Source organism: Cryobacterium adonitolivorans (assembly GCF_004402695.1).
Classification (GTDB): Bacteria; Actinomycetota; Actinomycetes; order Actinomycetales; family Microbacteriaceae; genus Cryobacterium; species Cryobacterium adonitolivorans.
In genome coordinates, this window is the sequence record NZ_SOFL01000002.1 from 98,539 (window position 1) to 113,628 (window position 15,090).

The 15,090-nt window shown below is 65.3% G+C and carries 12 protein-coding genes; 6 read left to right on the forward strand and 6 right to left on the reverse strand.

Going from position 1 to position 15,090, the window contains the following annotated elements; translation table 11 throughout:
• Nucleotides 1–35: 35 nt before the first annotated feature.
• Entirely contained in the window at nucleotides 36–1,517 is a 1,482-nt protein-coding gene (locus tag E3O42_RS00710; RefSeq protein ID WP_241984551.1) for a CitMHS family transporter, read from the reverse strand.
• Between the two features lie 223 nt (nucleotides 1,518–1,740).
• Between E3O42_RS00710 and E3O42_RS00715 the strand changes: the two genes are divergently transcribed.
• Both E3O42_RS00715 and E3O42_RS00720 read left to right on the forward strand, forming a co-directional pair.
• Complete coding sequence (locus E3O42_RS00715) at nucleotides 1,741–3,414, forward strand: sensor histidine kinase (protein WP_174844199.1); 1,674 nt, start codon at nucleotides 1,741–1,743, stop codon at nucleotides 3,412–3,414.
• Nucleotides 3,411–4,067: a response regulator gene (locus E3O42_RS00720; RefSeq protein WP_134452023.1), complete on the forward strand. Its 657-nt coding sequence runs from the start codon at nucleotides 3,411–3,413 to the stop codon at nucleotides 4,065–4,067. The genes E3O42_RS00715 and E3O42_RS00720 overlap by 4 nt, the downstream gene beginning before the upstream one ends.
• A gap of 1,172 nt (nucleotides 4,068–5,239) precedes the next feature.
• Here E3O42_RS00720 and E3O42_RS00725 read toward each other — a convergent pair.
• The 4 genes from E3O42_RS00725 to E3O42_RS00740 form a co-directional block, all read right to left on the reverse strand.
• On the reverse strand, nucleotides 5,240–5,995 hold the full coding sequence (locus E3O42_RS00725) for a hypothetical protein (protein WP_134452024.1): 756 nt from the start codon (nucleotides 5,993–5,995) through the stop codon (nucleotides 5,240–5,242).
• A 1,236-nt stretch (nucleotides 5,996–7,231) separates the two neighbouring features.
• Entirely contained in the window at nucleotides 7,232–8,320 is a 1,089-nt protein-coding gene (locus tag E3O42_RS00730) for an amidohydrolase family protein (protein WP_134452025.1), read from the reverse strand.
• Nucleotides 8,321–8,345: 25 nt separating this feature from the next.
• Nucleotides 8,346–8,930: a nuclear transport factor 2 family protein gene (locus E3O42_RS00735; RefSeq protein WP_134452026.1), complete on the reverse strand. Its 585-nt coding sequence runs from the start codon at nucleotides 8,928–8,930 to the stop codon at nucleotides 8,346–8,348.
• Nucleotides 8,927–9,883, reverse strand: coding sequence for an amidohydrolase family protein (locus E3O42_RS00740; protein WP_134452027.1), 957 nt, complete (start codon nucleotides 9,881–9,883; stop codon nucleotides 8,927–8,929). Before E3O42_RS00740 ends, E3O42_RS00735 begins: the two co-directional genes overlap by 4 nt.
• Nucleotides 9,884–9,981: 98 nt before the next feature.
• Here E3O42_RS00740 and E3O42_RS00745 point away from each other — a divergent pair, with 98 nt between their 5' ends.
• The 3 genes from E3O42_RS00745 to E3O42_RS00755 all read left to right on the forward strand — a co-directional run bounded on the left by E3O42_RS00745 (nucleotide 9,982) and on the right by E3O42_RS00755 (nucleotide 12,521).
• On the forward strand, nucleotides 9,982–10,776 hold the full coding sequence (locus E3O42_RS00745) for an IclR family transcriptional regulator (protein WP_134452028.1): 795 nt from the start codon (nucleotides 9,982–9,984) through the stop codon (nucleotides 10,774–10,776).
• Nucleotides 10,777–11,172: 396 nt separating this feature from the next.
• Nucleotides 11,173–11,526 carry an ArsR/SmtB family transcription factor gene (locus E3O42_RS00750; RefSeq protein ID WP_134452029.1) on the forward strand — a complete coding sequence of 118 codons (354 nt, stop codon included), beginning with the start codon at nucleotides 11,173–11,175 and terminating at the stop codon, nucleotides 11,524–11,526.
• Nucleotides 11,527–11,540: 14 nt separating this feature from the next.
• Complete coding sequence (locus tag E3O42_RS00755) at nucleotides 11,541–12,521, forward strand: SRPBCC family protein (protein WP_134452030.1); 981 nt, start codon at nucleotides 11,541–11,543, stop codon at nucleotides 12,519–12,521.
• Between the two features lie 33 nt (nucleotides 12,522–12,554).
• Here E3O42_RS00755 and E3O42_RS00760 read toward each other — a convergent pair whose 3' ends face one another.
• A complete protein-coding gene (locus E3O42_RS00760; protein WP_198414034.1) occupies nucleotides 12,555–13,961 on the reverse strand; it encodes an MFS transporter in 1,407 nt (468 codons plus the stop codon).
• A gap of 221 nt (nucleotides 13,962–14,182) precedes the next feature.
• On the opposite strand from E3O42_RS00760, the gene E3O42_RS00765 reads away from it, so the two are divergent.
• Nucleotides 14,183–15,007, forward strand: a complete 825-nt coding sequence (locus E3O42_RS00765) for an MBL fold metallo-hydrolase (protein ID WP_134452032.1) — start codon at nucleotides 14,183–14,185, stop codon at nucleotides 15,005–15,007.
• The last annotated feature ends 83 nt before the right edge of the window (nucleotides 15,008–15,090 follow it).

Below are 15,090 nucleotides of genomic sequence, written 5' to 3' on the forward strand. Positions count from 1 at the left end.
CCCGAAGCAGCTAATTGGTTTGGCTGAAGCTGTGCCTAGCCGAATGGGACGGCGCCGACAAGCACGCCCACGAGCAGCATCACCAGCGAGACCACGCATGCTCGCCAAAGCACCTTCTTGTGGTGGTCGCCGAGGTTGACGTTTGCGAGGGAGACGAGCAGAAGGATGGCCGGCACCAGCGGACTCTGCAGGTGAACGGGCTGACCGATGATCGAGGCGCGGGCCATCTCCACAGGGTCGATGCCGTAGGTCGCCGCGCTCTCGGCGAGCACGGGGAGGATGCCGAAGTAGAACGCGTCGTTGGACATGAAGAACGTCATCGGAATGGAGAGCACTCCGGTGATGACCGCCAGGTACTCACCCATCGACGCCGGCACCACCTGAACCACCCAGTCAGCCATGGCCGTCACCATCCCGGTGCCATTCAGCACGCCGACCAGGACGCCAGCGGCGAGCACCATTGAGACGACGCCGACGATGCTGGGGGCGTGCGCGACGATCTCGTCGGCCTGGCTGCGCAGCTTCGGAAAGTTGATCATGAGGGCCACTCCGGTGCCGACCATGAAGATGTAGGCCAGTGGCATGACATCCAGCACGAGCAGCACCATGACGGCGACGGTCAGCGCGAAGTTCACCCAGATCAGCTTGGGCCGCAGCGTCGGCCGGTCTGCACTCAGCATGGTGTCGGCCATCGCCGTGTCGCGCTCGTCCTCTTCGAGCAGCTTCTGCTCGGCCAGGGCCGTGTGCCCTGCCGGCATCCGCTGGCCCGGGCGCACCGTGAGGATGCCGGTGGTCGAGAGCGTTGCCGCTGCTCCTGGCCGGATGTCCGTGCCGCGCACGACGCGGTTGCCGCCGAAGAGCCCGCGCCAGAAACTCGGTGACGCCATCGGTGCAGCATCCGCCAGTGCAGCGGGGGAGTACTCGAGCGAGCCGATGCGCTTGCGCTCGGCCAGCCCCAAGAACCAGGCGAACGCCAGCGCAATGATGAGGCCCGTCGCCAGAGAGGGCAGCATGGGCACGAAGATGTCAGTCGGCGAAACGCCCAGAGCCGAGGCGGCCCGCACGGTCGGCCCACCCCACGGCACGATGTTGAGCGTGCCGTTCATCAGGCCCGCCACGCACGTGAGCACGACCGGGCTCATGCCCATGCGCAGGTATATCGGCAACATCGCCGAGGTGGTGATGATGAAGGTCGTTGACCCGTCTCCGTCGAGCGACACCGCGCCGGCCAGGATCGCTGTGCCCAGAACGACCTTGGCCGGGTCATTGCCGAGGAAGCGGGTGATGAACCGGATAAGGGGATCGAAGAGCCCGACGTCGATCATGATGCCGAAGAACATGATCGCGAACATGAGCAGCGCCGCCGTCGGGGCGAGATCCCCGATCGACTCGATGATCATGTCGCCGAGCCCCAGACCGGCACCGGCAAAGAGGCCGAAGATCGTGGGGACGAGGATGAGGGCGACCATCGGCGTGAGCCGCCTGGTCATGATGAGCACCATGAAGGTAAGGATCATGGTGAATCCGAGGATGACGAGCACATCGACTCCTTTGTCTTTGTGTAAATGGTGCGGCCAAGGCAGGCGGATGCCGCTCGGCGGTCAATGCCGAAGCGTATGACGATGGGTGTGAAGCTTAGGCAGGCCACGGGCGCAGCGTCCCGTATCGCGCTTTGCTGCACGTATTGCGCATATCGTTGGTTATGCGCATTCTGCTCGGTGCGCCGCTAGGAGGCGAAAGATGCGGTTCTCGACGCAGATGCTGCTGTTGCAGCTCGCATGCGTGACCGTCGTCGTCGCGATCTGCACCGGCGTGTTCGTCGGGATCGGCGTGCAACAGCTCCGGGCCGAGGCCGAGACCTCCGCGCTGTCGATCGCACGCACCGTCGCCGCCGGCTCCGATGTTCGCGCCGGTGTCGCCCGCGCTTCTGCCGACGTCGGTACGCCGACGAACGCGAGCCTCCGTGGCGGACCGCTGTCCGCTCTCGCGGCAGCGGCGGAGGCCAATACCGGCGCACTGTTCATCGTGATCACGGACGACCACGGCATCCGACTCGCGCACCCCGAGCCGCAGCTGCTCGGAGCGGAGGTCAGCACAAGCTTCGCCGAGGCTCTGGCCGGACGCGAGACGGTGTCGTGGGAATCGGGCACCCTCGGTGAGTCAGCTCGCGCCAAAGTTCCTGTCCGCGACCCCAACACCGATGAGCCGGTGGGGGAGGTGAGTGTCGGTTTCGCACCGAGCAGTGTTTTCAAAGAGCTTCCCCTCCTACTTGGGGGCGTTGCGCTGGCCGCCACCGTTGCCCTCGCGCTGGGCGCTGTCGTGTCGTTCGTCATCCGACGCCGCCTCGAGCACCTCACCCTCGGCCTTCAGCCCGAGGAATTGTCCGCGCTTGTGCAGAACCAGGCGGCGGTGCTCGACGGCGTGGGGGATGGGGTGCTCGCCTACGGACCGGACGACGTCGTGACCGTCGCCAACACCACGGCTGCGCGATTGCTCGGCATTTCCGACCTGGTCGGACGCCGCATCCACGACCTCGCGCTGCCCGGGCCGGTGATCGCGGCCCTGGCCGGTGAGACGAAGTCGCTGTCGACGGGCGGACGAGGACCGGATGCGGCCGATCCGGTCGTACTCGCCGACCATGTCGTCTACATCGACACCCACCCGGTGTCGCGCGCAAATCGGGACCTGGGCCTGATCGCGGTGATCCGCGACCGTACCGACGTTGTGACCCTCACGGATCGCCTGGAAGCCGTGGCGTCGATGACCGATGCACTTCGGGTGCAGCGCCACGAGTTCGCGAACCGCCTGCACGTGGCGGCCGGCCTGATGGACGCGGGCCGCGTGCCCGACGCACGGGACTACCTCGACGACGTGCTGGAAACATCACGCACCGCTGGCGGTCCGTCCGCCGGTGAGCACCTGACCGAGCCTTTCCTTGTGTCGCTTGTGGAAGCGAAGGCCGCGCAGGCCGGTGAGCGCGGCGTGCAGTTGACGGTGGGGCAGGACTCGCTGGTGCGCGGAGTCGTCTCAGTGCCCGAGGATGTGGCCACCGTGCTCGCCAACCTCGTCGACAATGCAGTGAGCGCGGCTGTGTACGGTCAGCAGCCACGCTGGGTGGACGTGGAATTGCTCGACGACGGCGACACACTCGTCATGACCGTGTCCGACTCCGGGCAGGGCGTGTCTAACGGTGCACGCGTGTTCAGCGACATGGAGCGCATGAACCTTGACCCGGACGCGGTGCATGGGCGGGGAATCGGTCTGCCGCTCGTCCGCGACATCGCCGCGCGTCTTGGTGGAGATGTGTGGCTCGCTGACGCTGGCGGCCGCGACGGAAATGGTGCCGTGTTCTGCGCCCGACTGCCCGGGGTCATGCGGGCCCCGGCCCGTCCAGCACAAGGAGAAGAATCATGACCGATACAATTTTTGTGCTTGTCGTCGACGACGACTTCCGCGTGGGCGGCCTTCATCGCGACATCGTCGATGCGCGCCCCGGCTACACCGCCCTTGAGCCAGTTCGAGGAGTGCGCGCCGCGCGCGCGGCGGTGCGCGATTTGCGGCCCGACCTCGTCATCTGCGACGTCTACCTCCCCGACGGCGACGGAATAGCCTTCGTCGCCGAGATCGACGTTGATGCGCTCATGATCAGTGCGGCGTCGGATGGCGCCACCGTGCGTCGTGCGCTCCGCGCGGGCGCGTTGGACTACCTCATCAAACCGTTCGAACCCGCGCGGCTGAGCGAGCGGCTGGAGGCATATCGCCGGTTCCGCAACCTGGCCGCAGAAGACCGCCAACTCGACCAGGATGCTATCGAAAAGGCTCAGCGGGTTCTTTACGGTCGGGACGGTGGAGGAGCATCGGTGTCGCGTTCAACGACCGAGAAACTGATCGTCGAACTGCTCCAGGACGGTGAATCGTCCTCGAGTATGATCGCCGGCCGCGCCGGTCTGTCTCGCGCGACGGCGCAGAGGCACCTCGCCGCCCTGGCAACCCGCGGTGAAGTGGAAGTGACCCTCCGCTACGGAGCGACAGGTCGCCCCGAGCACCGGTACAGCGTCCGACTCTGACCGTCTCGTTCTCAGGGACCAACGTACATCGCACCGCCGCCTGTTGCTGCGTGCTTGAACTCGTGCGTTTGACTCCCCGTCAGCGGGCCTAATATCGGGCGAGTCCAACGGACACGTCGCGATCCGCAAGCGTCGGAATCGCCTGGCTTCGGGCAAGTGCCCGTTGAGGATAGTTGTTCCGGTGAACGGAGGATCGTCGCACGATGGCTCTTCACATCAACGAAGCGCCGCAGGCCTGCCGAGATTTACATGTTTCCATGGACTTGATCGCCCCATTCTGGGGGCTGACGGTAGGTGCAGCAGGACCGTAGCGTGTGGCCAGCTGCCGAAGTCACACTAGGGCTGGTGGTGTCGCCATGAATACGCTGATGAAGGGGAACGGATCTAGGTGTCCGAAACCGTACCTAGAAAGCGCACCTGGCTCCACCTGCTCTGGGCTCTTCCGATTCCAGTGGTTGTGGGTTCGGTCCTGCTGATCAGCGCGCTTTGGGACTTCTGCGGTATCAACGGATGTACAGGTGGCGGATTCGGAATCAGTCGGGATGTCGGCGGCACGATCGGTAACCTTGCGCCAATTCCGTTTCTAATCGGACTCCCCATTTTCCTCGTGCCCTGGTCGCCCAGGCGTGGAGTCCGGGCGGTTGTCGCGCTCGTGACTGGAGTGGCTTTCGCGGGTCTCGGATTCGCAATTCTCGTGTCGATGGCCTCGTAACCCAGGGTACAGATAGCCTCGTTCGCTGGAGCTCTTAACCCATGTGTCTCTTCGGAAGACAGTCCTGTCTTCGTTCCACACAACGCCGCGATCTCGGCGCTCTGCTTCTTTGGCGTCATACGGCTTGGTGTCACCCCTCGTCCCGACGGGCCAGGCCCGAACTCGCCATTATCGCGGGCATACGCCCACCGGTAAATCTGGTGAAGAGAAACCCTATGCTCTCGCGCAACGAGACCCTTCGATCCGTGCGGCGCATTCTCGTATTCAGTCAAGATCTGCAGCTTCACAGCCAAAGGTCGATACTGTCCACTGCGAGTGGAATCGACCATGAAAATACTCTCTATCTGCCACTAGGAATCCCTCATCACAGGCTGACACAGAGGGCGCCCCACCGCCACTTGCCGCAAATCGCCCCCTCGGAACCTCTCAAAGGGCGCTGCGCGGCGAGTCGCTGAAGGGGTCAGCCGCCGTAAGCGGCCATGATCACAAGGCCGGAGCCGTTGTCGCTGCAGACGTCCCCGACGATCGTGCCCGCAGCATCCATCTCGGTCGGTGAGTGCTGCTCGTGGAAGTAGCCGGGCACGACGACGGGCGAGGACATCCCTTCCACCAGCGCGGGCAGCTGCAGGGCGATGAGCCCGGTGGCCGTGTTCTGCAGCTCGGTGATGATGCCCGCGGCCTCATCCATCTGTACGCGCCACTCCTCGGCGCTCACGTCGCCCTGTAGGTAGCCCTGGTCTGCGTTGAGATAGACACTCATGTACTCCGACAGCTGCGTGCACGCGTCGGTGATGAGCGGATCGGGGCTGAAGACCTCGGTGGTGAACTCGCCCGTCAACGCGAACTGCGAGTCGGCTGGCACGGAGATGTACAGCTGCATCAGCGCGGATTCGGGCGCCGGAAACAGGTAGGTACGGGTGCCCTGGCAGCCGCCGCGGCGGTCACTCTGCGTAGCTCCGCTGAAAGAGACGCTGAAATTACCACTCACGCAGACGAAGCTCACCCTGAACGACGCTGCGCCCTCTGGCACGTCGATCATCTTCTCGACCGGACCGACGCCGTTGAGCTCAACGGTGGGCCAGTCCGCCGTGTTCACGCTCTCGGCGCTCTCGGTCCCACCGGCATCCGGCGGCGACGCGGTACACGCCGTGAGCGCGAGGGCCACCCCGAGCAGGCAGGCCACCGATCTGACCAGGGCTGGTTTCGAACGACGCATGATTCCCCCACATCCGGCGCCCGAGACGACGCCCCGCACGACCCCCGTGCACGCCCGACTCTACCGACTGCGCGGGGCGTAGGCACGCCCCACTGCGGGGAGCCGCACATCACAGGCGGTGGTTCTGCCGCGATTCGGCTGCGCCGCCGAGGTGAGGCGGGGATGGGACAGCGAAGTGCGTTGACGTGATGCGTGTTGATCCGGATTACGAGCCCGCCGACGAAAACGTCGATCTGGTATCTCGAAACGTACATGCATGGAGCGCAGACGTGGCGCGTGAGACGTTTCGTATCCCTATGGTTGCGAGACATGGGCCGATGCGGGCGGCGAGGACAGCGGCACTGCGCGGTAGGCGGTGGTAAAACCTGGATCGGCTAGACCTAGGCGTCTGGATTCACAATGAGGAAATCGCTGAGGCGAACCCAACCGTCCGGAGCCTCATCACCCTTTTGAACGATTTCTGCACCCCCGGTTTCGCTGCCGGTGGTTCGCATGCCAACAGCTGATCCGCACGCGGAATTTGAGAACTCAGCGCTCGCTTTGACGAGGACTAGGCACACGCCCGCGGCACCGGTATTCGGGTCCTTGTATTCGGCGAGGTAGTACCCCACGTCCCCTTGGGTTCCAACCCGTCGACTTGATTCCGTGTCTAAGCCGTCAGCTGCAACGTTGGGTGGCAGGGCATCCTCCGGCCCAGCGTCCGTTGCAAGAAACGAACGGACTTCGGAGGTGGAATCACCTGTCGTGCAACCCGCCATCGCCAGGAGGGATAAGAGGATGAGTCCCGATGAAGTCCAGATTCTTTTGGTTCCTCGAGGCTTCGTCATTAGCGCTCTCTACCCCTCCCCGGTTGCTCGTGCGAGAAACCTAGCAGAGGGATTGCAAGACAGTTGACGCAGGCGGTTCCATTCCGTACAGGCGGCGCCAGAACCGGTTCGGGTTCACTAGCGAGTCTGAGCAGGATCGCATGCAGGGCATCATTGGCGCATGATCGCGTTGTTGCGTGCCCCCGCTAAGCGGCGGTTGGGGCAGGGACTGCGTCGAGAGCGGCGAAGGCTGCGCGCGACGGGCGAGGCGAGCTGGACCCCCGTTGATCGTGCACGGATTGAGTATGGGCGTCGACGGTGACACGACACGGAACACCACGGCGACTCGAGCCGTCGCCGGTGTCTGGGTGGCGGGGCAGATCAACGGCTACCTCCGGTCGGTCGTATGGTGACTGGGTGGCGGGCCGGATCAGACCCGCCGACCCGCGATCCATACGCCCCGCACATTGCGGGTCGCACCGATCTGTGACGTCGGGTCGCCCTGGATGAGCAGGAGGTCGGCACGCAGGCCCTCGCGCACGGCACCCCGGTCGTCGAGACCGAACGCCTGGGCTGGCGTGCTGGTCGCGGCGCGCAGCGCCTCGGCAGGCGAGAGACCTGCGTCCACCAGCAGTTCAAGCTCCCCGTGCAGGGCCGTGCCGAGCGGGATGGAGAAGGGAACGCCGGGTTGGTTCACCGAGTCGGTCCCAGCCATGATCGGCACGCCGGCCTGGTGCATGGCGGCCACGGATGCCAGGGCGTTCTCGTAGGTTTGCCCCGGGACGGGACGCTTTGAGGTGAGGAGCTGGGACACGGTCAGCGTCGGGATCGCGAGGCGGCCCTCGTCGACCATGCGGCGTGCGACGGCCTGATCGATGGCAGCCTCGGTCGGCACGTGAGTGATCACGTCGACGCCAGCGTCCAGCGACATTATGAAGGCTGCGAGGTGGCTGGCGTGTGCGACGACCTGGAGCCGCGCGGCATGGGCGGCCTCGACCACGGCCGCGATGATCTCGGGCTCCGGGCCGCCGCGGCCCGGAGCCTCGGTGACGATCTTGATGAAGTCGGATCCGTCCGCGACCCGCTGGGCGACGCCGGCGGCGACGCCGGCCGGGTCGGTGACGATCGCGTCGCCTGGCATGCCGAAGTGCGAGTGAGGGCCGTTCGCTCCGATGAACGGAACCCCGGCGCTGATAGTGCTCGCGGTTCCCTGCTCGGCGCGCATCGTGGCGGTGAGCGCTATAGGCCAAGAGGCCATGTCGAAGGCTGTTGTCACACCGTGCGCGGCGAGGGCGTCGAGGTCCTTGCGGGTGTTGATGTGCACGTGCGCGTCAATCAGGCCGGGCAGCAGGGTTCCGCCGTCGCCGGCGATGACGTCGGTGGTGTCGGATACCTCGGCCGCGGTCGGCGCGCCCTGGTGCACTGTGACGATGGTGCCGTCGGTGACGATGACGGTGCTCGGGGAGGAGAGCCCGTCGCCTTTGAGTACGTGGACGTCGGTGAAGACCGTGGTGGTCATGAGTGGTTCCTTTCAGGTGGGTGGGTCATGCGTGCAGCCATTCCAGGGTGCGGGCGTAGAAGGCGTCGCGCTCGGCGGGTCGGTCGTCGCCCAGCAAGTCGGTGCCGATCGTGTAACCGCGCCGGTCGAGGTGCCACGCGAGGATCGCGTAAGAGGGGCGGAAGCGCTCGAGCTCGCCGGGCGGGATGGTGAACGACTCTCCGGGGACGGCGGCGGTGGCGGTGTCGCGCTCGTAGATCACGTCGAGCGAGGCGATCTTCCACACAAGGTCGCGCCGCACGAGGCGGTAGCAGACTCGGGCGTAGGACACGAGGTCGACCTGCACGCCGTCGATCCTGGTGCGCACTTCGATCCCGGCGGGCACCTCGGTCCATGCCCTGTCGTCGGCAACGTGGACCGTCGGCGGTGACATCCTGTGCACACTCGCGTCTCCGCGCCCAGCCATCTCGCGTGAGGCTGCCACGAACCCGGGGCCGTCACCGGTGTGCCAGCTGAGGTGCACCTGGGAGTCGGGCCAGAAGCAGCCTGCCATCTGATACCACCAACCGCGGTCGCGGGCCTGGCGTTCGTGCAGCACGACTTGTGTGATGGTGGTGAGATCGTCGGTCATCGGTTCCTCCTCAGAAGAGCGTCAGCGTTGCGGGTCGTCAGGTCGCGCCAGGAATCCGTGTCAGAGGGTTGTTCGGCGGCGTCGATCGAGGCGATCTGCGCGAGAGCACCGTCAAGCGGGGTCCAACAGTAGTCACTGCCGTACAGCAGTCGGTCGGTGCCGAAAGCGGCGTCGAACGCGGGGACGGCGCGCGGGAAAGGAGTGCCGGCCATGTCGAACCAGACGCCTCCGAGCTGATCACGCACGGCCGGGTCGTCGGCGAGCTCAGGCATCATCAGGGGCCTGAACGCGTCCATCCGGTCGACGAGCAGCGGCAGCACACCGGCGGTGTGCGTGAGCACCCAGCGGATGTGTGGGAAGCGCATCAGCACACGTGCGTAGACGAGGTCGCTCGCCGCCCGCGCGGTATCGAAGAGGAACTCCATGAGCGGGCGCGGCCGGCCTAGTGACGTCTGTTCGCCGGCGGGCGGTGTCGTCGGGTGCACGAACACGAGTGCGCCGCGCCGGTCGAGTTCAGTCCACAGCGGGTCGAGGCTCGGGTCACCCAGGTAGACGCCGTGTGCATTCGTCTCGACAGCGACGCCGTCGGAGCCGAGCTTGTCCAACGCGTACGCGGCCGCGGCGAGCGATCCCGCGACATCCGGTAGCGGCAGCGACGCGAAGTGGCCAAAGCGGTCAGGGTGCTCCCGGCGCAGACCGGCGCCGTACTCGTTGACCTCGCGCGCCAGGGACCTCGCCGCGACGTCGTCGCCGAAGTGCACCCCGGGCGAAGAAATCGACAGGTAGGACTTCGCGATACCGCCACGCTCCATGAGCTCGAGCTGCTCGATGAGACTCCAGGTGGCCCAGGCGAGCATGCCGTCCGGATGTGTGATCCCGGCGGCGCGCGCCGCCACGACGTAGGAGTCGGTGACGAAGTGGGCGTGGACGTCGACGAGAGGTGTGGTTGCCATGGTGTTCCGTTCTCAGATTGTTCTTCAAGCGTAGCCATCCGGCCGTAGGATGGCATCAGCTGTGCCGCTGAGTGGAACACGAATGGATACAACGTCTCATGACCGAACAAGCGCGCGCCGGCAGGACCGGTGCCGGTGAGGCGGTGATCGAACGCGCCGCCCGGCTGCTCGCAGCCTTTACAGCCGACCACAGGCAACTCTCCCTCGCCGAGCTGTCGCGGCGCAGCGGGATCCCGCGCAGCAGTGCCCTGCGCCTGGCACGCAAGCTCGTCGACGTCGGCGCGCTCGAACGCCGGTCCGACGGCGCATTCGTCGTCGGACTCCGGCTACTCGAGGTTGCCACTCTCGCACCCCGCGGACACGGCCTGCGTGCCGTCGCCATGCCATATATGGAGGACCTCTTCGCCGTCACCCGCCAACATGTGCTGCTCGCCGTACGCGACGGCGATGACGCGCTCCTCGTCGAGCGGCTCTCCGCCCACGGCGCGATGCCCGTGCAATACCGAGTCGGGGGGCGCCTTCCGCTGACCTCGACCGGCGTCGGCCTCGTGCTACTCGCTCACGCGCCCGCGGATGTGCAGGAGCGGACCATCGAGGAATTCGTGCCCTCCGCAGACACCGAGATACGCAGCCCCGCGGAGTTGCGCCGAACCCTCGCCGAAGTCCGACGCGGCGGTTTCGCGCGTGGCCGCCAGAGCGAACCCTGGTCAGTGAGCACCGTCGCCGCGCCCGTACGAGCGCCGGACGGCGCAGTCGTGGCGGCACTCTCCGTTGTCGTGCCGACCGGAGGACCGGACCTGGGAACCTACGTTCATGTCGTACAGACCACCGCCCTCGCCGTCACCCGAGAGCTGAACTACAGCTCCGTCGCTGCAGACCGAACGCCGACCTGAACATCGACCAGGTCGACTTCTTCGCCGATCAGGATAGCCTGGCCCCCAGCTAGCTGAACTGCCTGGGGAGCTTGGTTGACCGCGCGATGGGTGGGGCCCTGCCGATGGCGGTGTGGGACCCGTGGTGATTGAAGAACGCTCTCGGTACGTCGCGGCGCAATCGCGGCCCTACACGCTTGGAGTACCGACGTTCTCCCTACCATCATCGACAGCGCCGAGCCACATCGGTGACAACGGATACCGCTACCACGACGCCGAGGCGCTGGTGCGACTGCAACGGGTGCTACCGGTGTACGCCGATCGCAACCTCTAAATAGCCCCTGCACTGGCGCCTCGGGACAATTCGGACTCTAGAGTGGTTGTGCGACTCGCATTCGTCGAATATCATACAATCAAATGGTTGTATTAGAACTTTCCGAACAGGATGTCAACCGCCTCTTCCGCGCCCTAGCGGACGCGACGCGGCGGGATATCGTGTGCCGCACGTTGGTCGCCGATGTCTCGGTGTCGCAGTTGGCGGACTCCTACAGCATGTCGTTCGCGGCAGTCCAGAAACACGTTGCAGTTTTGGAGGAGGCCAGGCTCGTGGCCAAAGAACCGCGTGGTCGTGAGCGGATGGTTCGGGGAAATCTCGACCGCATCCGCCAGGCGCAGCGCCTGCTCGACAGCTTCGAAGAGCTCTGGCGTTCGCGCATCGATCGCCTCGACATCCTGCTCGCGGAAGACGAACCGGCTCCACCCGACAGCTAACCGAAAGGAACATCATGCCCGTCACTTCTGTCGAAAAAGACCTCGACCAGCTCAGCATCACGATCGTCGCCGACTTCGCGGCGCCACTCCGCCGGCTCTGGGATGCGTACACCGACCCGCGCCAGATCGAGCGGTTCTGGGGTCCGCCAACCTATCCGGCAACGTTTCTCCGGCACGACGCCCTGACAGGCGGACGCAGCGTGTACTCAATGACCGGACCAGAGGGAGACACACACTACGGCTGCTGGGACTGGACCTCAGCCGACGCTCCCCACTCGTTCGAAGTGATCGACAGGTTCTCGGATGCGGCGGGCGTGCCGAATACCGACCTCCCGGCCACCCGGATGGACTTCGCTTTCGAGGAGACGAGCGGCGGCAGCCGCCTCAGTGCAACATCGCACTTCGACTCGCTCGAGCAGATGCAGCAGCTCATCGATATGGGCATGCTCGAAGGCACCCGTGAGGCAATGGCTCAGATCGATCAGGTGCTGGCCGACCTGGCATCATTCGCCACCGAGCGCAGGGCGGAAGCGCAAGTCCTCAGCGATACCCAGGTGCGCGTGGCGCGGGTCATCCGCGGCACCGTCGACCAGGTGTGGCGGGCACACAACGACGCCGCCCTCATGAAGCGGTGGCTGCTCGGACCGGACGGCTGGTCGATGCCTGTCTGTGAGATCGCGACGGCCATCGGCGAGAGCTACCACTATGAGTGGCAGCGGGACGGTGGCGACGAGCGATTCGGCTTCACCGGCGAACTGCTCGAGGTGGAGGAACCGTACCGCGCGGTCACGACCGAGGCGATGGTCGGCATGGACTTCCCGGCAACGCTCAACGAGCTGACCCTGACGGAAGTCGAGGGCGGAACCCTGCTCTCACTCGTCATCACCTACGCAAACGCCGAGCAGCGCGACGCGGTGCTTGCGACCGGCATGACCGACGGCATGGAGACGAGTTACCAGCGTCTCGAGGGGCTGTTGCAGCCGACGCTGGCATAGCTCTACCCGTCGAGGTGCGGCTGCGAGTCATTCTTAGTGCCGCAGCTGCGCCTCGGTCGTCGAGTCCTGATCGCCCTCAACCGGGACAGACTCGTCCTCGCCGAGGTATTGCGCCGAGATGCGGCGGTACGACTTCGTGAAGAACGCACCGATGGCCGCGAGCACCATCAGCATCCCCGCGACAAGGAACACGAGCGCAATGCCCCGCGCCTCGCCGTCTCCCAGGAGCCAGCCGAGGCCCTCGCGTCCGGCAGCCGAGTTCATGAACGGGATGATGATGAACTCGGCGATCGGCGCGATGAGGAACGCGGTGATGGGGGCGGCCGCCGACTCGAATGCCGCGGCGAACCCGAACACGCGCCCCTGCTCACGGAACGGCACCACTTTCTGGATGACCGTCTGCTCTGACGCTTCGACGGCGGGGATGAGCGTCATATAGAGCCAGATGCCGGCGGCGTACAGCCACCACCACTCGCGGATCGTGAACAGCGCCCCGAGCACGCCCATGAGGATGACGAGCAGCAGCATCGTGCGTATCGGGTTGCGTCCCAGTCCGAACTTCGTGATCAGCAGGCCACCGATGATGAACCCGGTCGACGTGACACCGAGCACGATTCCCCACACCTCGACGGGGAAGAGCTCGAGGCCGTAAGGGTCCATGAGCGCCATATAGACGCCACCGATGAAGTTGTTGAACGTCGAGAAAATGATGAGCGCGAAGAGCCCTGTGGCCGCCCTCACCGCCGTGATGCTGCCGCGCAGGTCGATGAGCGGACGCCGCTCGCCATCCTGCTGCGGTTGTTCCTCGGGGATGCGTAGGAACAGCAGGTGCAGGAGGGCCGCCGCCGAAAGGGCGATCGCGATGATGAGCGTCCACCCCATTCCCAGCAACCCGATCGCGAGCCCGCTGAAAACGCTCGTCACCATGAAGGCGAGCCCCTGCACTGTGCCCACGAGCCCGTTCGCGTTCGCGTGCCGCTCGGTAGGGATAAGCAGTGTGACGACCGTCGACAGTGCGATGTTGCGCATGTTCTCGATGACTGCCCCGAAGAGGATGATCCCGCTGAACAGCCAGAACATGGGCCTACCGATGTCGAGCAGAGTGGACTCCGGGAACAGGAGATACAGCACGCCGCCGATACCGAATGCGATCAAGGTGACCAGGCCCGCGAACACCATCACGAGGTGCTTGCGGTGCCGGTCAACGATGGTGCCGAACGCCATCGAGAACAGGGCGACGAGCAACATGTACGCTCCACCGATGATGCCGGTAGCGAGTACCGAGCGCGTCTCCAGGTAGACCCAGAATGTGAGTGCGAACCAGAGGAAGCTCGTCGTGACGTTTGCGACCGCCGTGTTCACCAGCACCTGCGCGAACGTGCGCGCGCCACCGGGCGGTGGTTCGGTGTGAGCCTCGGATGCGGCTGGCGTTTCGTCCATTCTGCCCATGTGCTCGTCCTCCCCGGTGCGCTCATAGTCGCGTCGCGAGTTCGAACGGCCACCGCTCGAATCAACAGTCTCAGCCAACCGAGACCGCTGAACCTCATTGTAAGGAGACCCCGTGAACATGTCACGGGTCACCCGCTTCGCCCGTGGTGCTCTACTGCCGCCAGTAGTACCGTTTCGACAATCGATCGCAAACCACAGGCGGAAGGGCTCCCATGCTGAAGCAGGTCGCGGAGGGTGTGCATGTTCACGAGAGCGAGTTCATCCAGAGTAATTCCGTTGTCGTGCAGGGCCGGGCGGGTGTGTTGCTCATCGACCCCGGGATCACGCGGGACGAAATGGCCACCCTCGCGAACGACGTTCGCGAGCTGGGCCAGCCCGTGGTGGCAGGCTTCTCGACGCATCCGCACTGGGATCATGTGCTCTGGCACGCGAGCTTCGGTGTAGTGCCCCGTTACGGTACAGCCCGCTGCGCGGCGTCCATCCGGGATGTGCTCTCGAACGCGGATTGGATGGCCCGCGTGGCCGAGGGGCTACCACCGGAGTACGCCGAGGAGGTCCCGATGGATTTGCTGGGTTTCATCACCGGTCTGCCCGCCGAAACCACACAGGTTCCGTGGGACGGCCCTGACGTCCGCATCATCGAGCATCAGGCCCATGCCACAGGCCACGCGGCACTGTTGATCGAGGAGCGGGGAGTCCTCGTCGCCGGCGACATGCTGTCGGACATCCTGATGCCGTTCCTCGACCTACGGGCCGCGAATCCGATCGAGGATTACCTCGACGCGCTCCGGCTGTTCGAGGACGTGGCGGACGACGTTGATGTCGTCATCCCCGGTCACGGGTCTGTCGGCGAAGCGGATCAGGTACGAGCGCGGATCGAACAGGATCGCGCGTACGTAGAGACCATGAGTGACGGCGGGGATCCCGGCGACTTTCGGGTCGGCCCATCGGCGCCGTTGGAGTGGCTGGCCGACGTGCACAAGTGGCAAGTTCAGGAGCTCGCCCATAAACGAGAGCATGGCGGGACGCCCGAATAGAGGTCGGGAGGATTTGCACACTAGGCCGGCGACGGCAACCGGAAAGCCACCAAGGCGCTCAGTTGGGGAAAAGGGGAATCTTC